Origin of the sequence: Achromobacter sp. MFA1 R4 (assembly GCF_900156745.1) — a bacterium.
Lineage (GTDB): Bacteria > Pseudomonadota > Gammaproteobacteria > Burkholderiales > Burkholderiaceae_B > Achromobacter.
The window spans coordinates 4,992,447-5,013,004 of sequence record NZ_LT707065.1 but is presented as its reverse complement, the minus strand read 5'-3'; the positions used below and the strand labels follow the sequence as shown (position 1 = coordinate 5,013,004).

At 68.9% G+C, this 20,558-nt stretch carries 19 protein-coding genes; 12 read left to right on the top strand and 7 right to left on the bottom strand.

What is annotated here, in order from left to right; translation table 11 throughout:
• Nucleotides 1-49 precede the first annotated feature (49 nt).
• The 4 genes from BXA00_RS22920 (at nucleotide 50) to BXA00_RS22905 (ending at nucleotide 4,327) form a co-directional block, all read left to right on the top strand.
• Nucleotides 50-1,009: a tripartite tricarboxylate transporter substrate binding protein gene (locus BXA00_RS22920; protein ID WP_076520688.1), complete on the top strand. Its 960-nt coding sequence runs from the start codon at nucleotides 50-52 to the stop codon at nucleotides 1,007-1,009.
• Nucleotides 1,010-1,041: 32 nt separating this feature from the next.
• Nucleotides 1,042-2,040: a tripartite tricarboxylate transporter substrate binding protein gene (locus BXA00_RS22915; protein ID WP_076520687.1), complete on the top strand. Its 999-nt coding sequence runs from the start codon at nucleotides 1,042-1,044 to the stop codon at nucleotides 2,038-2,040.
• A 15-nt stretch (nucleotides 2,041-2,055) separates the two neighbouring features.
• Nucleotides 2,056-2,991: an SMP-30/gluconolactonase/LRE family protein gene (locus BXA00_RS22910; RefSeq protein WP_076520686.1), complete on the top strand. Its 936-nt coding sequence runs from the start codon at nucleotides 2,056-2,058 to the stop codon at nucleotides 2,989-2,991.
• Nucleotides 2,992-3,448: 457 nt separating this feature from the next.
• Nucleotides 3,449-4,327, top strand: a complete 879-nt coding sequence (locus BXA00_RS22905; RefSeq protein WP_231952137.1) for a hypothetical protein — start codon at nucleotides 3,449-3,451, stop codon at nucleotides 4,325-4,327.
• Between the two features lie 45 nt (nucleotides 4,328-4,372).
• On the opposite strand, the gene BXA00_RS22900 is transcribed toward BXA00_RS22905, so the two are convergent.
• From BXA00_RS22900 to BXA00_RS22885, 4 genes are all read right to left on the bottom strand, one after another.
• Nucleotides 4,373-5,542: a diguanylate cyclase gene (locus tag BXA00_RS22900; RefSeq protein ID WP_076520685.1), complete on the bottom strand. Its 1,170-nt coding sequence runs from the start codon at nucleotides 5,540-5,542 to the stop codon at nucleotides 4,373-4,375.
• 250 nt (nucleotides 5,543-5,792) lie between these two features.
• The gene (locus BXA00_RS22895; protein WP_076520684.1) at nucleotides 5,793-6,281 is read right to left on the bottom strand and encodes a VOC family protein; all 489 of its coding nucleotides are present in this window, start codon (nucleotides 6,279-6,281) and stop codon (nucleotides 5,793-5,795) included.
• A 112-nt stretch (nucleotides 6,282-6,393) separates the two neighbouring features.
• Nucleotides 6,394-7,266 carry a PhzF family phenazine biosynthesis protein gene (locus tag BXA00_RS22890; protein ID WP_304528800.1) on the bottom strand — a complete coding sequence of 291 codons (873 nt, stop codon included), beginning with the start codon at nucleotides 7,264-7,266 and terminating at the stop codon, nucleotides 6,394-6,396.
• A gap of 135 nt (nucleotides 7,267-7,401) precedes the next feature.
• Complete coding sequence (locus BXA00_RS22885; protein ID WP_076520682.1) at nucleotides 7,402-7,806, bottom strand: RidA family protein; 405 nt, start codon at nucleotides 7,804-7,806, stop codon at nucleotides 7,402-7,404.
• A 168-nt stretch (nucleotides 7,807-7,974) separates the two neighbouring features.
• Between BXA00_RS22885 and BXA00_RS22880 the strand changes: the two genes are divergently transcribed.
• Nucleotides 7,975-8,892, top strand: coding sequence for a LysR family transcriptional regulator (locus tag BXA00_RS22880; protein WP_076520681.1), 918 nt, complete (start codon nucleotides 7,975-7,977; stop codon nucleotides 8,890-8,892).
• Between the two features lie 42 nt (nucleotides 8,893-8,934).
• On the opposite strand, the gene BXA00_RS22875 is transcribed toward BXA00_RS22880, so the two are convergent.
• Genes BXA00_RS22875 through BXA00_RS22865 form a run of 3 tightly spaced genes read right to left on the bottom strand, consistent with a single transcriptional unit; the run spans nucleotide 8,935 to nucleotide 13,598 of the window.
• The gene (locus BXA00_RS22875) at nucleotides 8,935-10,086 is read right to left on the bottom strand and encodes an acyl-CoA dehydrogenase family protein (protein ID WP_076520680.1); all 1,152 of its coding nucleotides are present in this window, start codon (nucleotides 10,084-10,086) and stop codon (nucleotides 8,935-8,937) included.
• A gap of 40 nt (nucleotides 10,087-10,126) precedes the next feature.
• Nucleotides 10,127-12,202 (bottom strand): acetate--CoA ligase family protein, encoded by a 2,076-nt coding sequence (locus BXA00_RS22870; RefSeq protein ID WP_231952136.1) that lies wholly within the window; start codon nucleotides 12,200-12,202, stop codon nucleotides 10,127-10,129.
• 40 nt (nucleotides 12,203-12,242) lie between these two features.
• Complete coding sequence (locus BXA00_RS22865) at nucleotides 12,243-13,598, bottom strand: MmgE/PrpD family protein (RefSeq protein ID WP_076520678.1); 1,356 nt, start codon at nucleotides 13,596-13,598, stop codon at nucleotides 12,243-12,245.
• A gap of 229 nt (nucleotides 13,599-13,827) precedes the next feature.
• Here BXA00_RS22865 and BXA00_RS22860 point away from each other — a divergent pair, with 229 nt between their 5' ends.
• The 7 genes from BXA00_RS22860 (at nucleotide 13,828) to BXA00_RS22830 (ending at nucleotide 20,544) form a co-directional block, all read left to right on the top strand.
• Nucleotides 13,828-14,721: an NAD(P)-dependent oxidoreductase gene (locus BXA00_RS22860; RefSeq protein ID WP_076520677.1), complete on the top strand. Its 894-nt coding sequence runs from the start codon at nucleotides 13,828-13,830 to the stop codon at nucleotides 14,719-14,721.
• Nucleotides 14,722-14,770: 49 nt separating this feature from the next.
• Entirely contained in the window at nucleotides 14,771-15,748 is a 978-nt protein-coding gene (locus BXA00_RS22855) for a tripartite tricarboxylate transporter substrate binding protein (protein WP_076520676.1), read from the top strand.
• Entirely contained in the window at nucleotides 15,749-17,179 is a 1,431-nt protein-coding gene (locus tag BXA00_RS22850) for an NAD-dependent succinate-semialdehyde dehydrogenase (protein ID WP_076520675.1), read from the top strand.
• A 66-nt stretch (nucleotides 17,180-17,245) separates the two neighbouring features.
• Complete coding sequence (locus BXA00_RS22845) at nucleotides 17,246-18,466, top strand: ABC transporter substrate-binding protein (RefSeq protein WP_076520674.1); 1,221 nt, start codon at nucleotides 17,246-17,248, stop codon at nucleotides 18,464-18,466.
• A complete protein-coding gene (locus BXA00_RS22840; RefSeq protein ID WP_076520673.1) occupies nucleotides 18,463-19,278 on the top strand; it encodes an N-acyl homoserine lactonase family protein in 816 nt (271 codons plus the stop codon). The genes BXA00_RS22845 and BXA00_RS22840 overlap by 4 nt, the downstream gene beginning before the upstream one ends.
• Before the next feature lie 13 nt (nucleotides 19,279-19,291).
• Nucleotides 19,292-19,678: a hypothetical protein gene (locus tag BXA00_RS22835; RefSeq protein ID WP_076520672.1), complete on the top strand. Its 387-nt coding sequence runs from the start codon at nucleotides 19,292-19,294 to the stop codon at nucleotides 19,676-19,678.
• Nucleotides 19,675-20,544, top strand: coding sequence for an alpha/beta fold hydrolase (locus tag BXA00_RS22830; protein WP_076520671.1), 870 nt, complete (start codon nucleotides 19,675-19,677; stop codon nucleotides 20,542-20,544). The genes BXA00_RS22835 and BXA00_RS22830 overlap by 4 nt, the downstream gene beginning before the upstream one ends.
• Nucleotides 20,545-20,558 lie beyond the last annotated feature (14 nt).

The following is a 20,558-nucleotide window of genomic DNA, read 5'->3' as shown; positions in this document are numbered from 1 at the left end:
GCGCAGCGGCCGGCACAGGCCGCACGCCCCTTCAACCAGGAGACACTTCGTGAAACCCCTACGCCTCTTGCCCCTCACCCTGGCGCTCTGCGCCGGCGCTGCGGCGGCCCAATATCCCGATCATCCCGTGCGCGTGGTCGTCGGCTTCTCGCCGGGCGGCCCGACCGACGTCGTCGCCCGCGCCTTCGCCTCGTACGCCTCGCAGGCGCTGGGGCAGACCTTCGTGGTGGAAAACCGCCCCGGCGCCAACACCATCCTGGCGGCGGAAGCCGTGGCCAAGGCCGCCCCCGATGGCTACACGCTGTTGATCGGCGCCACCAACCACACCATGATTCCGGCGCTCTACGCCGACCGGGTCAAGTTCGACGCGCTCAAATCCTTTACCCCGATATGCGCCGTGGCGGTCAGCCCCACGGTGCTGGTCACCGGCCCGGCCCTGAAGGTCAATACCCTGGACGACTTCCTGGCGCGGGCCCGCGCCGAACCGGGGCGCCTGACCTACGCCACCCCCGGCACCGGCAGTTCCGGCCATTTCGCCACGGCGCAGTTCCTGCAGCAGACCGGCATCCGCATGAACCACATCCCCTATAAGGGCGCGGCGCAGGCGATTTCGGACCTGATGGGCGGCCAGGTCGACAGCTCGCTGGCCACGCTGGGCTCGGTGCTGCCGCAGGTCCAGTCCGGCAAGCTGACCGCCCTGGCGGTCGCCGCGCCCAAGCGCCTGGCGCAATTGCCGCAAGTGCCGACCTTCGACGAGGCCGGCGTCCCCGGCTACGCGGCCGATGCCTGGTACGGCGTGCTGGCGCCCGCCGGACTGCCGCCGGACGTGCGCGCCCGGCTGCAAGAGACGGCCCGCGGCTTTGCCCGGGCCGACGCCACCGCCAAGAGCCTGGACGCGCTGGGCATGCAGCCGCGCGAGCTTTGCGGCGACGCGTTCGGTGCACAGCTATCCCATGACATCGACACCAACCGCAAATTGGCCCAGGAACTGGGCCTGAAAGCGGAATAATCCTTGCATAACAAGACGAGAGAGGAAGACAAATGACCCGACAAGTACACGCCCTGTTCCGCCTGCGCGGCGCCGCCATGACGCTTGCAGCCGCCTTGCCCCTGCTGAGCGCCGGCATCGCCCACGCCGCGCAAGACTGGCCCAGCCGTCCCGTCCGCATCGTGGTGCCCTACGGTCCCGGCGGCGCGGTCGACGTGGCCACGCGCAAGATGGCGCAGATGCTGTCGACACAGACCGGCCAGAGCTTCATCGTCGAAAACAAGCCCGGCGCCACGGGCACGATCGGCGTAAGCCAGGTGGCCCGCGCGGCGCCCGACGGCTACACGCTGGTGGCCAACGACACGACCTATTCGCTGCTGCCGCACATCTTCAAGCAATTGCCCTTCGACCCGGCCAAGGACCTGCAGCCCGTCTCGGCCTTTGTGTTTGCGCCGATGGCGCTGGCCGTGTCGAACGACAGCCCCTACCGCACGCTCGACGACCTGATCGCGCAGGCCCGCGCCAAGCCCGGGATGATCACCTATGGCTCCGGCGGGCCGGGCACCACGCCCCACTTCGCCGCGGAAGGCCTGGCGCTGGCGACGAACGTGAAGTTCATGCACGTGCCGTTCAAGGGCGCGGCGGAAGCCACGCAGGCCGTGCTGGGCAAGGTGATCGAGTTCCAGTTCGCGTCCACCACCGGGGTGATGGGCGCGGTGCAGGGCGACAAGTTGCGCCTGCTGGCGGTCAGCGGCGACAAGCGCCTGGCCGTGCTGCCCGACGTGCCGACCTTTGCCCAGGCTGGCGTGAAGGACTTTGGCGTGGTCAACTGGACCGGCCTGTGGGCGCCCAAGGACACGCCGCCGCAAGTCATGGAACGCCTGCAGCGCGAGGTCGCCAAGGCCATGGCCTCTGAAGAAATGAAGACCTTCGCCACCAAGATGGGCGCCGAGCCGCGCGCGGCCGATGCCGCCGAGTTCACCCGCATCCTCGCCGACAGCGGCGTGATGTGGGGCAACGTGGCCCGCAACATCGGCTACGACGCCAAGTAACCCCAGGGAGAGCCCATGTTTTTTCTGCAAGCGCCCCAGGTGGCGCAACTGGACGTCTGGTCGCCCATGCCCGAGCGCTTTCGCCGCGCCGCGCGCAGCGACTGGGCCGATGCCAATCGCGGCGGCGCCTTCGCGGATTCGTTCCTAGAAGGCCCGGTGTTCGACCGCCGCGGCAATCTCTACGTCACCGACATTCCATGGGGCCGCGTCTTTCGCATCAGCCCCGACCGCGAATGGTCGCTGGTGGCGGAATACGATGGCGAGCCCAATGGGATGAAGTTCCTCGATGACGGGCGGCTCCTGATCACCGATTACAAGAACGGGCTGATGGCGCTGGACGTCGCGAGCGGCAAGGTCACGCCTTACCTCGCCCGGCGCAACAGCGAGCGTTTCAAGGGCGTGAACGACCTGATCTTCGACGCGCAAGGCAATCTGTACTTCACCGACCAGGGCCAGAGCGGGCTGCACGATCCCACCGGACGGCTTTACCGGCTGCGGCCCGATGGCCAACTGGATTGCCTGCTGGATAACGTGCCCAGTCCCAACGGCGTGGCGCTGTCGCCCGATGGCAAGGTGCTGTACCTGGCGGTGACGCGCGGCAATTGCGTGTGGCGCGTGCCGCTGATGGCCGACGGCAGCGTCAGCAAGGTGAGCCAGTTCTTCACGTCTTATGGCCCGAGCGGTCCTGACGGGCTGGCGGTGGACAGCGAAGGCAATCTGCTGGTGTGCAACCCGGGGCTGGGCTATGTGTGGCTGCTCAATCACCGGGGCGAGCCGCTGACGGTATGGCGCAGCCCCGGGGGCTTGTCCGTCACCAATCTCGCGTTCGGCGGGGACGACGGCCGCACCCTGTTCTGCACCGAATCGACCACGGGCACGATCCTGTCCGCGCGTGGGTCGCACCCTGGGATGGCCCTGTTCCGGCCCGAACGGCGCGCCAGCGGCGCGTAGTCCAGAACGCCGGCCCGCGCCCGCCCACCGGTAACGCGGAATATTGCCAACGTAACAGGCCGTTAATCGCCGTCGGCATCCCCGCGCCACGCGCCCGGCCACGGCGGCCCCTATGGCGACGGGCGCGGTGCGATTTCGGGGGGCTATGCCCGCAAGCCGCCCCGGTCCAGCCCGGCGCTTGCGCCGAAATACTCGTCTTGACACGCCTCACGCGTGCCTTCTATGTTCGAGGCCGCCAAGAAATTGGCACCCTGAATTCCCCTTGCAGCCTGCCTCCCGGCGCCCTCGCGCGCCCGGCAACGGCCACGCGCCCACGGCGCCTTGCAACGGCTGCACACAGCGACATAGAGAGAAAAAGGACATGGCGTCTACGCGCGAGTCATCTGGAAAAGGTTTGCGGGCGGGCAATGCGGCGGCTGTATTGCTCGTGGCGGCGATCACGGCAGCGTTCGCGGCAATGAGTCCGACGCCGGGCAATGCCGCGCAAGACGCCAAGCGGCCCGCGGGAGTCGGACCCGCAGACGCCGCATCCGCGGATTCCGCATCCGCCAGCGCCGCGCCGCAAACGTCCGCCCACGCCCGCGCCGACGTCGCGCCGCCCGACGCCGCGGCCGTCCTGACCGCCATCCACCAGGTCGACAGCAAAGGCGCCGACGCCGCCGAGGTTGCCAACGGCAGCTTCGCCACCTACTGGTACGGCCACGCGTTCGAACTGGCAGGCGTCCAGTACTACACCGGCTTCGTCTGGGAAACCGCCGAACGCTACGGCAAGCCGGGCGAGGACGACATCGGGCCCACCACCCCGGTCAACCTGTCCGAAGCCACCTTCATCCGGGACGACCCATCATCCGAACGGCCATGGAAGTTTCGCGGCATGGAACCCACCATCGGCGAATTCGGCGCCTGGGAAAGAGCCCCCGAAGTCGACCCCCGGCGCAAGCCGCGTGAATTCCGCACCGCCTCCGGCAAACTGGTGCTGGCGGTGCCGACGGAATCGTTCGAAAACGGCATCACCATCAGCGCGTACACGCTTCTCGTCTTCACGCCGCCCGAGAAGCGGCAGGACGAGAGCAAGGACAAGGTGTGGGCCTACGCGGGCAACGTGATTGCCGGCGAAGACAACGGCCCCGCCTGCGCGGACGGCGATGTCATGCCCTGTACGCGCAGCGAAGGCGAGCTGGTCTTCAGCGCCCATGGCGTCGCCGACCTGCCGCAGGTGACCGTGCAGTTCACCGGGACGACGATCTCCGGGCCGGGCAAGACCCGCAAGCTGGGCGCTGCCGACGCGGTGGCCTATACGTACGACGCGGCGCGCAAGGAGTACGTCGCGCGATAGCGCGGGGCGCGGGGCGCGGGGCAGTCTGGCGGTCCTGCCCGCCGCTCAGGCCGTGGCCGCAGCGCGCGGCGCCAGCTCCAGGCGGTTGCCGCCCAGCGATTTGGCGCGGTAAAGCGCCCGGTCCGCCTGCGCCAGCGCCTCCACGATGTCGGGCGCATCGCCATCGAAGCGCGCCAGTCCGATGCTGACCGTCGCCGCGATGCCGATGCCGTCCATGCGGTTCGAGACGGTCACGGCGAAGCGCTCGGCCATGGCCTTGCCCAGCGTGTGGGCGCCCTCGGCGTCGTCGCCCCACAGCAGCGCGGCGAACTCCTCGCCTCCGATGCGCGCAAGCATCGTGTCGTGTCCCAGCACTTCCCGCGCAATATCCGCGAAGGACTTGAGCACTTTGTCGCCCGCCTGGTGCCCGTAGCGGTCATTGACGGACTTGAAGTGGTCCAGGTCGAACGCCAGCACCGCGACCGCGCCGCGCCCTTTCTTGCCGTCAAGAATGCGCGCGCCCTGTTCGAAGAACCAGCGCCGGTTGCCCAGCCGGGTCAGGTAGTCGGTCTGGGATTCCAGCAGCAACTGGCGGTGCGTTTCGTCGCGGATCAGCTTGAGCAGCGTCATGGGCAACACCACCGAATACAGCACGCCTTCGTAGATGGTCAGCTTGCCGACCAGCGCCTGGATCTGCTGGCCGGGCTGGGTCGCGAACCACGGCAGGATGAACGCCCTGCCGGCGTAGAGGGCCGTGTGCACCCCGGCGGCCGCGACGACGATGTACCGGGAATGCCGCGGCTTGAGCGCCTGGCATCGCCACACCTCCCAGGCCGTCAGGCCGCTGATGAGCGCAATGGGCACCGAGCTGACATACGTCCACATGACGTCCAGCCAGCGCACGCCGCCGATGACCCAGACCAGGCCCATGCCGGCCAGGATGCCGACGGAGGTGCGCAGGTAATGCCGTCCGCTCAGGGCGGCGACGCCGTTGAGCACCAGCAGGTAGCCGCCCAGGATGACCAGATTGCTCAAGGCCGATCCGGTGACGCCGGGAAGATCGTGGCGGTACAGCGCCGCCGCGCAGCCCGCGGCCAGCGTGGCGAACCCGGATGCCAGGATGCGTAATTCCTTGCTGCGCGTGGGATTGGTCCGCTGTTCCCAGAACATCAGGCCGGCGCTGACGAGCAGGGTCCCGACGGCCAGCAGGTAAAGAGTGAGGAGATCGACGTACATCTCTGAAATGAGGAGAATGCGCCGAAATATCGCGGCAGCGCCCGGATTTTACGGTGAAAACTGGCTCGTTCACCGGTTTTCGCGGGCACGGGATGGCCCTGCCGGGCCGCGCATCGGCCCGCGCCATCCGGCCCCGGATTAGCTTTCTCCGGACGATCGTGGGGCCTGATCCACCCCTCAACACGGACAACCTCCGATCAGGGCAAGTCGCCGCGTCCGCCGGGCGCCCGCTGCGCGTGCCGGTTGCCCGCTAGGCGGATCGCCCCTGGCGGGCCGCCTCGATGGTGGCGATGTCGATTTTCTTCATGGTCATCATCGCCTCGAACGCGCGCTTGGCCGCCGCCTGGTCCAGGTCGGTGACCGCCGCGAGCAGCACGCGGGGCGTGATCTGCCACGAGACGCCCCATTTGTCCTTGCACCAGCCGCACTCGCTCTCCTGGCCGCCATTCGAGACGATGGCATTCCACAGGCGGTCGGTTTCGGCCTGGTCGTCGGTGGCGACCTGGAAGGAAAAGGATTCGTTGTGCGTGAAGGCGTCGCCGCCGTTCAGGCCGACGCAGGGAATGCCCATGACGGTGAATTCCACCATCAGGACGTCGCCCTGCCGGCCCGAGGGATAGTCGCCGGGCGCGCGATGGACCGCGCCCACGGCGCTGTCCGGAAACGTCTTGGCGTAAAAGCTTGCCGCGTCCAGCGCGGCACCGTCATACCACAGGCATATCGTGTTTTTGCTGGCCATCTTGCTCCTCCTGGACAGGAAAGTGATGCGCTCAACCCTTGCTGCGATGCGCGACGTTCAAGCATAGTCCACGACCCGCGCCGCGCGAACCCCGCCCGCCAGCGCGGCCCCTTCAGGCAGCGATGCGGCCGTCGATACAGGTGACGGATTGCCCGCCCACGCGTATCGCCCCGTCCGCGTCGAACGCGATGCTCAGCCGTCCCGACCGTCCCACGGCCGCGCCCTGCGAGCTGAGATATTCGGTTCCGAACTGCGGCACCTGCCCCGCATCGCGGATGAAGGCGGCCACCGCGCCGTTGCCGCTGCCGCACACGGGGTCTTCGTTTGCGCCCAAGCTGGGCGCGAACGCCCGCACCTCGACGGCCGCTTCCGCGCCCTCGCCGTACGCGCCGTACACCACGATGCCCGCGGCCCCGTTGCCGCGGTCGAAGTCGGCCATGCGCGCAAAATCCGGCCTCAGCGTCAGCACTGCCTGGGCGCTGGGCAATTGCGCAATCGTCCACACCGGCCCCACGCCGACGCGCTTGGGCGCGGGATCGTGCACCACCGCCGACCCCAATATCGACTCCATTTCGTCGATCTCTGCGGCATCCAGCGTGGTGAACGCGGGCTCCGGCAGCGTGAACGCGATGAGCGGACTGCTGCCCGGGATGTCCGTGACGGTCAGTTCGATCGGTCCGGCCTCGCACTCCTGCACGAGCCTGCCCTGCCGCGGCGAGACGATGCCGGCTTCAACCAGCGCGTGCGCGGTGCCCAGCGTGGGATGCCCCGCGAACGGCAGTTCGGCCTGCGGCGTGAAAATGCGGACCCGGTAATCGGCGCCGGGCTGCGTCGCCGGCAGCACGAATGTGGTCTCCGACAGGTTCGTCCAGTTGGCGATGCGCCGCATCTGCTCATCCGACAGGCCTTGCGCGTCCAGCACCACGGCCACGGGGTTACCGCGGTAGGGTTCGCTGGTGAATACGTCCACTTGCTTGAATGGCATGCCCATGACCCGCTCCTTTGCATGAAGCGCCGCCCGGCGCGATGAACGGCGGGCGGCAATCGTCGATGCAGGGATATTACGGGCGGTTCTGGCCGGGGTACAGTGCCGATGCCGGCCGCGCCGGACGGTTTGCGGTCATACTGCGGCGACATCCGGCAGTCTGGCGATGACCTTGATTTCGAACTGGAATCCATAAAGCCAGGTGACGCCCACCGCTGTAATCGTGGGGTACGGCGCGTCGCCCCAGAACTCGGGCACCACCTCCCACATGGCCTCGAACTGCGATTGCGGATCGACCATGAACACGGTCACGTCGACCACGTCGTCGAACGAGCCGCCCGCCGCCTCCAGGATGGCGTTCAGGTTCTGAAAGGCCAGGCGCACCTGCTGACGCAGATCGGGCTCGGGCGAGCCATCGTCCCGGCTGCCGACCTGGCCCGACACGAAGAGAAAACCGTTGGAACGAACCGCCGGCGAATAACGGTTACGTTCATACAACGCATGGCGATGAGGAGGAAAGACGACGTCGCGGGTATTCATGAGCGTGCTCCAGAGGTGGGCCGAAGCGGCCCGTCGTGAATGGGAAGAACCTGGAGAAACTCTACCGGCGCGCGACTTGCGGATAAACGGGCGAGCCCCTCCCACACTATTTGTAGAATCCAAACAATCCCCCAATTCCCCTTAATTCCCCAACCCCCTGGAGCCGCCATGGACCGTTTTGACGCAATGAACGCCTTTGCGCGCGTGGTGGAGACCGGCAGCTTCACCAAGGCGGCCGAAACCCTGCACATGAGCAAGACCAGCGTGACGCAGCTCGTCCAGCAGTTGGAGGCGCGGCTGCGCGTGCGGCTGCTGAACCGCACCACGCGCAAGGTCAACGTCACCGCGGACGGCGCCGCGTACTACGAGCGCGTGATCAAGCTCCTGGCGGACATGGACGACGCCGAGACCAGCCTGTCCAGCGCATCGGAAGCGCCGCGCGGCCGGCTGCGCGTGGACGTGCCCAGCCCCCTTGCGCGCATGGTGCTGGTGCCCGCCCTGCCGGCCTTTCACGCCCGCTACCCCGACATCCAGCTCGACATGGGCGTCAGCGACCGCATCGTCGACCTGATCGGCGAGAACGTCGATTGCGTCGTGCGGGGCGGCGAGCTGACCGATCAGTCGCTGATGGCGCGCCGCGTCGGCGACCTGCGGTTGGGCGTCTATGCCGCGCCCTCGTACCTGAAGCAGGCGGGCAAGCCCGCCCACCCGCGCGAGCTGGAAGATTCGCACCACCGGATCGTCGGATTTCTGTGGGCGCGCACGGGCCGCGCCCTGCCCTATGCGATGCGGCGCGCCAACGACATCATCAACGTGCAGGGCCGTTACGTGCTGGCGGTGGACGACGGCAACGCCTACCTGGCCGCCGGCCTGGCGGGGATGGGCGTGCTGTGGCTGCCGGACTACATGTCCGAACCCCACCTTGCGCGGGGCGAGCTGGTCCCGGTCTTCGAGGACTGGCGGATGGACCCGATGCCTTTGTACGTGGCGTTCCCGCCCAACCGCCACGTCAGCGCCAAGCTGCGCGCGTTCATCGACTGGATCGTGGAGCTGATGGGCGCGTATGCGCCGGCGGCGGGCCGGTAGCGCGGCGGCGGCATGCCGCCAGCGCGCCGCGACACCCCGGTGTCAGCGCGGCGGGCGCTGCGGGAAGCTGCGCTCGAAGATCCCTTCGGCGATGCGGTTCTTCAGGATCTCGATGGACCCGCCCGCGATCATCCAGCCGCGGCAGCGGCGCACGCAGTATTCGACCAGAGACTCGCGGCTGTAGCCCAGTCCGCCCAGCACCTGCAAGGCATCGTTGGCCACGTCGAAGCCCACCTGGTTGCAATAGGCCTTGGCGATGGCGGTCTCCGTCGCGGACGGAAACCCCGTGTCCGCGCCGGTCGCGGCCCGGTACAGCAGCAGTTGGGCGGCATCGAGCTTGATGCGCATGTCGGCGAACTTCCATTGCAGGCCCTGGAACTCGCACAGCAGGCGGCCGAACTGCTTGCGCTGCATGGCCCAGTTGCGCGCCTCTTCGTACGCATAACGGCCCAGGGCCAGCGAGCGCGCGGTGTTGCCGATGCGCTCGACGTTGAATCCCGCGATCTGCTTCTTGAAGCCGCCCTCGCCCAGCACGACCATGTCGTCCGGCACGAAGACGTTGTCAAAGAAGATCTCGACCCATTCTTCCCCCGACATGAAGGCGGAACGCTTGCCGAGCCTGACGCCTTCGTCGCGGGTCCCGATCAGCACCGACCCGATGCCGGCCGTGCCGGGCGCGAAGCGCACGTAGGCCAGGATGACGCTGGCGTGCGGGCCGTGCGTCGTGAAGATCTTCGTGCCGTTGATGCGCCAGCCGCCGTCCGCGCGCGTGGCGCTGGTCTTGAGCTCCGTGACCGCCGAGCCCGCGTCCGGCTCGGTCATCCCCACCGAGATGAGTCCTTCGCCGGCCAGCAGGCCCGTCAGGTACTTCTGTTTCTGCAAGGGGCTGCCGTACTCGGCCAGGACGCGGATGGCGCCAAAGTTGCCTGCCTGCACCACGTCCGCGCTGCGCGGGCAGACGGCGGCGACGGTCTCGATCGCAATGACGGCGTCCATCAGCGACCCGCCGATGCCGCCGTCCTCCTGCGCCACCGTGATGCCCAGCAGCCCCTGGCCCGCCATCAGGCGCGCGATGTCCCAGGGGTAGTCGTCGGAATGCGCGCGCTCCACGGCGCCCGCGCGCAGTTCACGGTCGGCGAAGCGGCGCACGGCCGTCTGGAAGTCGCGCTGTTCGGGAGTGAGGGTGAAGTCCATCTTGGGGTTCCTGATAGAAGAGTGGGAAAGTGGATGCCGGTCAGGCCAGGCGGACCAGGGCATCGACGGCGACCACGCCATCGGCGCGGACGAACAAAGGGTTGATCTCGGCCTCTTCGACGCGCACGCCGTCGCACAGCGCCAGGCGCGAGAAAGCGGCAATGGCGCGCGCCAGCGCCTGGCAATCGCCTTCGGGCAGGCCCCGAAAGCCGCGGACCAGACGGGTCTGGCGGACCTCGAAAATCATGCGCCAGGCCTCGTCGACATCCACGGGCGCCAGACGCACCGCGAAATCCGGCGCCAGCTCGGCGGCGATGCCGCCCGCGCCCAACAGCACGGTCGGACCCACCAGCGGGTCGTGGCGGTAGCCCAGGATCAGTTCGATCAGGCGGTCTTCCATGGGCTGCACCAGGATGCCGTCGACCCGGGCATCCGGCGCGCGCAGCCGCACCGCCTCGCGCAGTTCGCGCGCGGCCGCTTCCAGCGCCTGGGCGTCGCGGATGCCGATGCGCACCGCGCCCAGCTCGGTCTTGTGCGCCAGGTCGCGCGAGCAGATCTTGGCCACGAGCGGGTACGGGACGCGGTGATCCAGCCGGTCCGGCGCGAGCAGCTCGCCTTGCGTCACCGGCACCCCCAGGTCCGCGAACACCTGCGCGGCCTCGAACTCGCTGAGCATGCCGCTGCGCGGCAGGCCGTCCGGCCACGGCTGCGGCGCACCCTGCCCGGGCGGCCGGCCTTGCGGCGCGAAGAACACGGCCAGCGCATCGGCGCAGGCTTCGGGCGTGCGAAACGCCGCGATGCCGCCTGCCTGCAGCAACGCCAGCGAGGCCGGCGCTTCGGGCGCCAGGAACACCGCCAGCGGCTTGGCGGCGGGCTTGTCGGCCTGGAGCAAGGGCTGGACGGCCAGCGCAGGATGAAACTGCGCGGACGACCCGACCACGCTCAGGACCGCATCGCACCAATCGGCGCGCAGCAGCGCTTCGAGCAGCATCCGGTACTGCTCGCTGGACGCGGCCAAGGTGAGGTCGATGACCGGCGTTTCGCGTATTTTCAGGCCGCGCTGCGCGATCTCCCGCACGAACGCGGCCGGCGGTGCAACCGCCGCCAGGCCGCGCAGGCCCAGGTTGTCGACCACCGTCGCGGCGCCTCCGCCCGTCGTCGTAATGACCGCCACGCGCGGCGCATTCCCCTCCCGCGCCCGGCCCGCGGGGCGCGCATAACGGGCGGCCAGCGGCGCGATCTCGAACAGGGTCTCCAAGTGCTGGACCCGCATGACGCCATGGGCCTTCAGGAAGGCATCCACCGCCACGTCGTTGCCCGCCATGGCGCCGGTATGGGACTGCGCCAGCGCGTCGCCCTGCTCGGAGCGGCCAAGCTTGTAGGCCACGACCGGCTTGCCCGCCGCGCTCGCCCGGGCAAGCGCGCGCGCCAGCGTGGGCGCGGCGCGCAGCGTTTCCAGGAAAAGCAGGATCACCTCGGTCCGGGCGTCGTCCACCAGCGCGTCCACCACTTCGCCGACCGTGATGTCGCTTTCATTGCCGACCGAGACCGACTTGGCGAAGCCGAAGCCGCGCGCGGCGGCGCGGGACAGCAGCGACCCCATCATGGAGCCACTTTGCGACACGAGGCTGATGCCGCCGGCCAGCAGGGTATCGGCCTCGAAGGCGGCGTTCACGGACAGGATGCCGCCGCCGTGCAGGTCGGCCAGGCCGATGCTGTTCGGCCCGAGCAGGCGCAGGCCCAGCGCGCGCGCCTGCCGCACCAGCTCGGCCTGCCGGGCCTGCCCTTGCGGTCCGGACTCGCCGAAGCCGTCGGAATAGACCGTCACCACGCGCGCGCCGGCCCGCGCGCAGTCGGGCAGCAAGGCGGCCACGCCGTCGCCGGGAATCATGATGAAGACGTGATCCACCGGCCCGGGCAGCTCGGCCAGCGACGGATAGGCGCGCTCGCCCAGGATCTCGGCGCGGCCCGCGTTGACGGGATAGATGGACCCGGCATAGCCGTGCTTGCGCATGAAGCGCAGCGGGCGCGCGGTGTTCTTGCGCGCGTCGCCCGAGGCGCCCACCAGGGCGACCGCACGGGGAGACAGCAGCGCGTCGGCGAAAGACGTGGACATGGAATTGGCAGTCGTCATAAGAACCATGAGAAGTGGGCGTTCAGAGCTTGGGCATGTCTGCCGCCAGGCGCAGGGCGCGCACCGGCATGGCTTCCAGGCGCCAGACGGCGTCGCGCAGCGCCTGCATGCGCGCGCCGCCCAGTACGGGGCCCGCCAACTCGGCGAATTTGTCGTTCAGGTCCGCGTCGGACAGCGGCGCTTCGGGGTCGCCCTTGCGGTACGGCGCGTGGTGTTCCAGCACGTCGCCGCCGTGCGTCGTGACGGACAGGCGCGCGGCGCGCATCGCCGGAAAGCCCGCCGACAGGTCCGGCGCCGCGCGCAGATCCAGGCATTGCATCAGCCCGCGCACGCGCGGATCGTGCAGCCGCGCCGCCCCAAAGGCGTCCAGCCGCACCGACCCATGCACCAGCGCATGCGCCACCACATACGGCAGGCTGAACTTCGCCTCGAACGCGGTGGCGGGCTGGAAGTTGCCCGTCACGTCCAGCGCGGTCTGGTAGGTCTCCACCCGCAACGCGGCGATATCGTCCGGCTGCAGGCCGCGTTCGCGCAAGGCCAGCGCCGCGTCGATGGCGGCGAAGGTATGGCCGCAGCAGCCGTGGTTCTTCTGGGTGATCGACAGGATGTTGTAGCGTTCGCCCAGGCCGGCCACGGCCAGCCGCCAGTCGGGGTCGCGCGCCAGCGCGGCGCCAAATCCCGCCTCGCCCTCCAGGATGTCCGCCACGCCGGTGATGCCGTGCGCGGCGCCCTGCCCGGCCCGCACGCCGACCTCGGCGGCATGGCCCGCATGCAGCGCCTTGCTCATGGCGTCCGACCGGAAAGCCTGTTGCAGACCGCTGGCCAGCGTACCGGCGGTGGCCAGCGCGTGCAGCATGACCTGCGCATCGCCCGGCGCGCACAGGGCCGCGGCGGCGGCAGCGCCGCCAAAACAGCCCACGGTGCCCGTCGTATGGAAATAGCGGTAGTGCGCGGGCTGCACCGCCGCGCCGATGCGCGTCGAAATCTCGTAGCCCACCACGATCGCCTGCAGCAGCGCCAGACCGCTGGCGTCGTGCTCTTCCGCCAGCGCAAGCGCCGCGGCGATGGTCGGGCAACCCGGGTGATAGACCGCGTCGCGGAAGATGTCGTCGAACTCCACCGCGTGCGACACGCTGCCGTTGATCCAGGCCGCCGTCGCGGCAAAAGCGGTGGTCGCGCAGCCGGGCAGGCTGGACGCGCCCGACCCCAGTTCGGCGCCATGCGCGCCCAGCAGTTGCTGGCACGGCGCGGTGCGGGTGCCGGGATACAGCGCCGACAGCCAATCCAGGAACGCGCGCTTGGCGTAATGGATGACCTCCTCGGGCAATCGGCCTACGGCGTCTTTCGCGCCATAAGCGGCGATGGTGTCCAGCAGCATTTGTCTCTCCGTGGTGAGTGCGGCGCAGCTTGCGCGCCGTTCGCTTCTGCCGATCACTCTAGGCGGCCGCGCCGCGCGAGGATTGATAAAAAGGAAAACGAGCCTTCTTGATCGGAAGGGGCCGGAATTGGTGAACGTTGCTTTGCCAATTTTTCATACCGCCGCGCCGGCGGCGTCCGTAAGCTGCATGGCAAGACGAGAAAAACAACGCATGACCAAGGAGGAAGTAATGAGCGAGACCAAGACCCCGCTGGGCTTCATCGGCCTGGGCGTGATGGGCGAACCCATGTGCGCCAATCTGGTCCGTCGATCCGGGCACCCGGTGTACGTGACCGATATCAGTCCCGACCCGGTGGCCCGCATCGGCGAATTGGGCGCGCATGCCTGCGCGTCGGTGGTGGAGGTGGCGCAAAGCGCCGAGATCGTGTTCCTGTCGCTGCCCAGCATCGTGCAGGTGGAGCAGGTCTGCACCGGGCCGGGCGGCCTGGTCGAAGCCGCGGGCCGGGTGCGCATCGTGGTGGACATGAGCACCAGCGACGTCACGCGCACCCGCCAGTTGGCCGAAGTGCTGCGCGGCCACGGCATCGTGCTGATCGACGCACCCGTGGCGCGCATGCGCGAGGCCGCCCGGCTGGGCACACTGATGATCACGGTGGGCGCCACCCGGGAAGACTACGACACGGTCCTGCCCTATCTGTCCTGCATGGGCTCCGACGTGCTGCTGTGCGGGGGCATTGGCAACGGCCAGGTGGTCAAGATCATGAACAACATGGTGGTCTTCATGACGGTGCACGCCCTGGCCGAAGCCGTCACGATCGGGCGCAGCGCCGGGGTGGACGGCACCCTGCTGCTGGACGCGCTGAGCAAGGGCTCGGCCGACAGTTTCGTGCTGCGCAATCCGGGCCAGAAGGCGCTGGCCCCGTCCCACTTCCCGGAAAAGACCTTTCCGACCGAATACGCGATCAAGGACATCCTGCTGGCCCTCGAACTGGCCAGCCAGGGCGACGTGGACGCCCGGGCGGCCAGGCTGACGCACGACCTGCTGGAGCGCACGCGCGCCGCCGGTTACGTCAAGGAGTACTACCCGGTGATGGTCAAGCTGATCGAGCGCGGCTACGCGTAAGCCGTCCATCCGGCGCCGCGCGCCGCCCCATTCCCTGTCCGAGATATTCATGACACCCCTGCTACGTCGATGGGCCCTGCCCCTGCTCGCCGCCACGATCGGCATGAACGCCGCCGCCGCGGACTATCCCACCCGCCCGATCACGCTGGTGATCGGCTTTACCGCCGGCGGCCCGACGGACGCCGTCGGCCGCTACCTCGCCCGCCAGCTCGAGACCGAGCTCGGCCAGACCGTCGTGGTCGAAAATCGCGCCGGCGCCAACGGCGTGGTCGCCGTGCAGGCGGTCAGGCGCGCGCCCGCCGACGGCTACACCCTGATGCTGGGCAGCAGCGGCACGCTGTCGATCGAACCCGTCTACAAGCAAAAGGTCGACTACCAGGTGCTCAAGGACTTCCAGCCCATCGCCCTGGTCGCCAGCTATCCCTACCTGCTGGTCGTGCCGACCGGCTCGCCCTTCGATTCCGTGCAGGCACTGATCGCCGGCGCGCGCGAAAAGCCCGGTGCGCTGACCTTCGCGTCGGCCGGCAGCGGCGCGGTGAACCACCTGGCGGGCGAATGGTTCAAGAGCGCCACCCAGGTCGACATCACCCATGTGCCCTACAAAGGCGATTCGGCGGCCATCGCCGACCTGGTGGCCGGGCGCGTGGACATGGCCTTCCTGAGCGCCATCGCCGCCATGCCGCAGGTGCAGGCCGGCAAGCTGCGGGCGCTGGGCATCGCCGCCGCGCAGCCGTCTTCGGTGGCGCCCGGCGTGCCGACGGTGGCGCAGGCCGCCGGAATTCCCGGCTTCACGGCCGAACCCTGGAACGGCGTGCTGGCGCCGGCCGGCGTGCCGCCCGCCGTCAAGCAGCGCCTGAACGCCGCCATCAACAAGGTCATGGGCACCGACGAAGCGCGCGACGCGCTGCTCAAGCTGGGCCAGTACCCGATGCGCGGCACCCCCGACGACTTCGCCCGCCACATCGGCTCGCAGACCGAACGCTGGGCGCAGGTCATGCAGACCAGCCACATCGCAAAGGCAGACTAGATGGACTATCCCGAACTGACCCTGCTCATCGGCGGCCGCGCGGTCGCGGCCGGCGCCCGCCCCGGCCTGGAGGTGATCGACCCCGCCACGCAGGCGGTGCTGGGCCGATTGCCGATGGCCTCGGCCGATGACGTCGACGAGGCCCTGGAGGCCGCGCGCCGCAGCTTTCCAGGCTGGCGCGACACGGCGCCACTGGACCGGGCCGCGATCCTGCGCCGCGCCGCCGCGCTGATGCACGAGCGCACGCCGCAACTGGCGTGGCTGATCACCCGCGAACTGGGCAAGCCCCTGGCCGAATCCGAAAAGGAAGTGGCCACCGCCGCCGAGATGTTCGAATGGGGCGCCGAGGAAGCGCGGCGCACCTATGGCCGGCTGATCCCCGGCCGCGTGGGCGGCATCCGCCAGATGGCGATCCCGGAACCCATCGGCCCGGTCGCGGCGTTCTCGGGCTGGAACGCGCCGGCGATCACGCCGTCGCGCAAGATCGCCGGGGCCCTGGCCGCGGGCTGCTCGGTCGTCATCAAGCCCTCCGAGGAAACACCGGCCATCGCGCTGGAAATCGGCCGCGCGCTGGCGGACGCGGGGCTGCCCGCGGGCGTGCTGAACATGGTGTTCGGCGATCCGGCCGAGATCTCCCGGCGTCTCATCGCCTCGCCAGTCATCCGCATGGTGACCTTTACCGGCTCCACGTCCATCGGCCGTGAACTGGCGATGATGGCGGCGGGCGGCCTGAAGCGGGCGACGCTGGAACTGGGCGGGCATGCGCCCGTGCTGGTGTTCGGCGACGCCGATCCCGTCGGCGCGGCCGATACCGTGCTGGCGGCCAAGCTGCGCAATTCCGGCCAGATCTGCACGTCGCCCACCCGCATGTACGTGCATGAGAGCGTGTACGAACCCTTCGTGGAGCGCCTGGCCGAACGGGCGCGCGGCTGGCGCGTGGGCAACGGCCTGGAAGCCGGCGTGCAGATGGGCCCCCTCGCCAATCCCCGGCGGCTTGCGGCAATGGAAACCATGGTGGCCGATGCGCTGAAACACGGCGCGCAACTGGCGGCCGGCGGAGAGCGGCTGGATCTTCCCGGGTGGTTCTGGGCCCCGACCGTGCTGCGCGACGCGGGCCCCGAATGCCTGGCCGCCAACACCGAACCCTTCGGCCCGCTGGCGCTGGTGCAGCCGTTTGCCGAGCTGGATGAGGCCCTGGCACAGGCCAACCGGCTGCCTTTCGGGCTTGCCTCGTATGTCTTCACGCGCGATGCCGCCACCGCGCGCATCGCGTCCGAGCGCATCGACAGCGGTGTGGTCTGCATCAACCATTGCCAGGCCTCGCTGCCCGAGACGCCGTTCGGCGGATTCAAGGACAGCGGGCTGGGCAAGGAAGGCGGCGTCGAGGGCCTGCAGGAATTCATGCAGGTCAAGTACGTGAGCCAGATGTAGCGCGCAGCCATCACCCGAGCGGCGCGGCGACCGACCGCGCCGCCGCACCATCCAAAGGAGAACACCATGCATAAGAAAATCACCGGAATCACCGCCGCGATCGCGGTTGCCGCCCTGGCCGGCGCCGCGCAGGCCCAGCCGTCCGAAGGCATATCCGATGGCGTCGTGCGCATCGGCGTGCTGACGGACATGTCCGGCGCGTATTCCGGCAACGTCGGCCCCGGCTCCGTCCTGGCCACGCAGCTGGCCATCGAGGAATTTGGCGGCAAGGTGCTGGGCAAGCCCATCGAAATGCTGTCCGCCGACCACCTGAACAAGACGGACGTGGCCGCCAGCCGCGCGCGCGAATGGATGGACCGCGACCAGGTCGACGTCGTGACCGAACTGGGCAACAGCGCCGTCGCGCTGGCCGTGATGAACATCGCCCGCGAAAAAGGCCGCATGACCATGGTGACCGGCGCCGGCGCCACCCGCATCACCGGCGAAGACTGCTCGCCCAACAACGTGCAGTGGGTCTATGACACGTACGCGCTCGCCAAGGTGGGCACGTTGCCGCTGGTGGAGGCCGGCGCGAAGAAATGGTTCTTCGTCACCGCCGACTATGCCTTTGGCCACTCGCTGGAAAACGACGGCATGCGTTTTGTGAAGGAAGGCGGCGGCACGGTGGCCGGGTCGGCGCGCTATCCGTTCCCGGGCAACGATTTCGCGTCGTTCCTGCTGTCGGCGCAGTCCAGCAAGGCCGATGCCGTCGCCTTCGCCAGCGCGGGCGCGGATCTGCAGAACGAGATCAAGCAGGCGCGCGAGTTCGGCCTGGCGGGCAAGCAAAAGCTGGTCGCCATGCTGATGAGCATTACCGACGTGCATGGCGTGGGCCTGGACGCCGGCCAGGGCATGACCTTTGCCGAGACCTTCTACTGGGACATGGACGACGAGACGCGCGCCTTCGCGCAGCGCTTTCACAAGGCGTCCGGCAAGATGCCCACCGCGCTGCAGGCGGGCCAGTATTCCGCTGTGCTGAACTACCTGCGGGCGGTCGAGAAGTCGGGGTCGGACAATGTGGACGTCGTGATGAAAACGCTGCGGGCCCAGCCCATCCACGATGCGTTCGCCCGCAACGCCCGCCTGCGCGAGGACGGCAAGCTCATCCACGACACCTACGTGGTGGAGGTCAAGTCGCCCAAGGAATCCAAGGCGCCCTGGGACTACTACAAGATCGTGCGCACGGTGCCGGGCGACCAGGCGTTCATGCCCTTGTCCGAAAGCCAGTGCAAGCTGGTCAAACCATGATCCCAACGCCGCAAGCGGCCGGCGACGCGCCGGCCTACGAGGTCTATGCGATCCGCTACGCCAGCGTCACGCGGCGCGCGGCCGACAACTTCCTGTCACGCGCCGACGTCCATGACGGGCCGATGCCGATGGACTTCTTTTGCTGGCTGCTGCGCGGTCCGCAAGGCAACGTAATGGTCGACACGGGCTTTAGCGCCTGCTCGGCGCGCGCCCGCAACCGCGCCTTCACGTTGCAGCCCGAGGCGGCGCTTGGCCGGCTGGGGCTGGCGCCCGCGGACATCGGCGATCTCATCCTGACCCACCTGCACTACGACCACGCCGGCAACGTCGAAGCCTATCCGAACGCGCGCGTGCATCTGCAGGACGCCGAGATGCAATACGCCACCGGCCGCTACATGTGCTTTGAATCGATGCGGCATTTCTTCTCGGTGGACGACGTGCAGGCGGTGGTGCGCCAGGTGTACGCGGGGCGCGTGTGCTTTCACGATGGCGATGCCCGGCTGGCGCCCGGGCTGGAGATCTACCGCATCGGCGGGCACACGCAGGGCCTGCAGGTCGTGCGCGTGCACACGGCGCGCGGCTGGGTCGTGCTGGCGTCCGACGCCCTGCACTACTACCGCAACTTCCAGGACAACAATCCCTTTCCCGCCATCTTCCACTTGGGCGATATGCTCGAGGGCTATGCGCGCATCCGGACCCTGGCGGATTCCGAGGCGCACATCGTGCCAGGCCACGACCCCGCCGTCACCCAGCGCTATCCGCGCGCCGTCGACGGCGACGGCATCTACCGCCTGGACGTTCCGCCCCTGTGACAAGGACAACGCAATGCAAGAAGACGACTTCATTCTTCACCGACTGGCGGACGCCGTGAACCGGCAGGAGCGGCTGGTGTGGCGAGGCCGGCACCTGAACACGGTGTTCCTGCTGGAGTGCGGCGACACCGCCTATCTCATCGCCGTGCAGGCCGGCCGCATCGAATCGGTGCGCCGCGGCCCCTTCGTCATGCCGCGTTGGCAATTCGCGCTGCGCGCGGCCGCGGCCGACTGGGCGCAGTTCTGGAGCCCCAAGCCCGCGCCCGGTTTCCATGACCTGATGGCGCTGGTGAAATTCCGCCGCCTGCGCGCCGAAGGCGACCTCCATCCCCTGATGTCCCACCTGCTTTACTTCAAGGACGTGCTGGCCTGCCCGCGCGCCAAAGGAGCGTCCCTGTGAACGCCAGCCCCGCCCGCTTCGAGCCCATCGTCGGCCGCTATCTGCACCTGCCGCTGGGTGGACGCCCGCAGCGCATTTACGTCGAAGAAGCCGGCAGCGGCACGCCGCTGCTGTGCCTGCACACGGCCGGCGCGGACTCGCGCCAGTACCGCGCGGTGATGAACGACCCGGCCATCCTGGAATCCTTCCGCGTCATCGCCTTCGACCTGCCGTGGCACGGCAAATCCTCACCGCCCGAAGGCTGGCAGGAAGAAACCTACCGGCTGACCTCGCAGGACTACGCCGAGGCGATCATCGCCGTGGCCGACGCGCTGGCGCTGGACCGTCCGCTGGTGATGGGCTGCTCCATCGGCGGCCGCATCGTGCTGCATCTGGCGCTTGAACACGCCGACCGCTTCGGCGGCGCCATCGGCCTGCAGTCCGGCGCGCACGTCGACCCGTACTACGACCTGGAATGGCTGAACCGGCCGGACGTGCACGGCGGCGAAGTCTGCGCCGGCATCGTATCGGGCCTGGTCGGCCCGGGCAGCCCCGAGAAGCATCGCTGGGAGACCTTGTGGCACTACATGCAGAGCGGTCCGGGGGTGTTCAAGGGGGACCTGCACTTCTATACCGCGGACGGCGACATCCGCGACCGCGTGGCCGGCATCGACACGCAGCGCTGCCCGCTGTGGCTGCTGACCGGCGAATACGACTATTCCTGCACGCCCGAGGACACGGAATTCCTGGCGGGCCGCATCGCCGGATCGCAATGGCAGATCATGGAAGGCATGGGCCACTTTCCCATGAGCGAGGACCCGGACCGGTTCCTCGGCTATCTGCGGCCGGTGCTGGCGCAGGCGGCGCGCAGGCGGCAGGGCGCATAGCGCGCGGCCGCGCG

What these genes read in the sequence shown, in the direction of transcription:
- BXA00_RS22915 (WP_076520687.1), top strand. Translation starts at nt 1,042, where the DNA reads ATGACCCGACAAGTACACGCCCTGTTCCGCCTGCGCGGCGCCGCCATG.
- BXA00_RS22910 (WP_076520686.1), top strand. Translation starts at nt 2,056, where the DNA reads ATGTTTTTTCTGCAAGCGCCCCAGGTGGCGCAACTGGACGTCTGGTCG.
- BXA00_RS22905 (WP_231952137.1), top strand. Translation starts at nt 3,449, where the DNA reads ATGAGTCCGACGCCGGGCAATGCCGCGCAAGACGCCAAGCGGCCCGCG.
- BXA00_RS22900 (WP_076520685.1), bottom strand. Translation starts at nt 5,542, where the DNA reads ATGTACGTCGATCTCCTCACTCTTTACCTGCTGGCCGTCGGGACCCTG.
- BXA00_RS22895 (WP_076520684.1), bottom strand. Translation starts at nt 6,281, where the DNA reads ATGGCCAGCAAAAACACGATATGCCTGTGGTATGACGGTGCCGCGCTG.
- BXA00_RS22890 (WP_304528800.1), bottom strand. Translation starts at nt 7,266, where the DNA reads ATGCCATTCAAGCAAGTGGACGTATTCACCAGCGAACCCTACCGCGGT.
- BXA00_RS22885 (WP_076520682.1), bottom strand. Translation starts at nt 7,806, where the DNA reads ATGAATACCCGCGACGTCGTCTTTCCTCCTCATCGCCATGCGTTGTAT.
- BXA00_RS22880 (WP_076520681.1), top strand. Translation starts at nt 7,975, where the DNA reads ATGGACCGTTTTGACGCAATGAACGCCTTTGCGCGCGTGGTGGAGACC.
- BXA00_RS22875 (WP_076520680.1), bottom strand. Translation starts at nt 10,086, where the DNA reads ATGGACTTCACCCTCACTCCCGAACAGCGCGACTTCCAGACGGCCGTG.
- BXA00_RS22870 (WP_231952136.1), bottom strand. Translation starts at nt 12,202, where the DNA reads ATGTCCACGTCTTTCGCCGACGCGCTGCTGTCTCCCCGTGCGGTCGCC.
- BXA00_RS22865 (WP_076520678.1), bottom strand. Translation starts at nt 13,598, where the DNA reads ATGCTGCTGGACACCATCGCCGCTTATGGCGCGAAAGACGCCGTAGGC.
- BXA00_RS22860 (WP_076520677.1), top strand. Translation starts at nt 13,828, where the DNA reads ATGAGCGAGACCAAGACCCCGCTGGGCTTCATCGGCCTGGGCGTGATG.
- BXA00_RS22855 (WP_076520676.1), top strand. Translation starts at nt 14,771, where the DNA reads ATGACACCCCTGCTACGTCGATGGGCCCTGCCCCTGCTCGCCGCCACG.
- BXA00_RS22850 (WP_076520675.1), top strand. Translation starts at nt 15,749, where the DNA reads ATGGACTATCCCGAACTGACCCTGCTCATCGGCGGCCGCGCGGTCGCG.
- BXA00_RS22845 (WP_076520674.1), top strand. Translation starts at nt 17,246, where the DNA reads ATGCATAAGAAAATCACCGGAATCACCGCCGCGATCGCGGTTGCCGCC.
- BXA00_RS22840 (WP_076520673.1), top strand. Translation starts at nt 18,463, where the DNA reads ATGATCCCAACGCCGCAAGCGGCCGGCGACGCGCCGGCCTACGAGGTC.
- BXA00_RS22835 (WP_076520672.1), top strand. Translation starts at nt 19,292, where the DNA reads ATGCAAGAAGACGACTTCATTCTTCACCGACTGGCGGACGCCGTGAAC.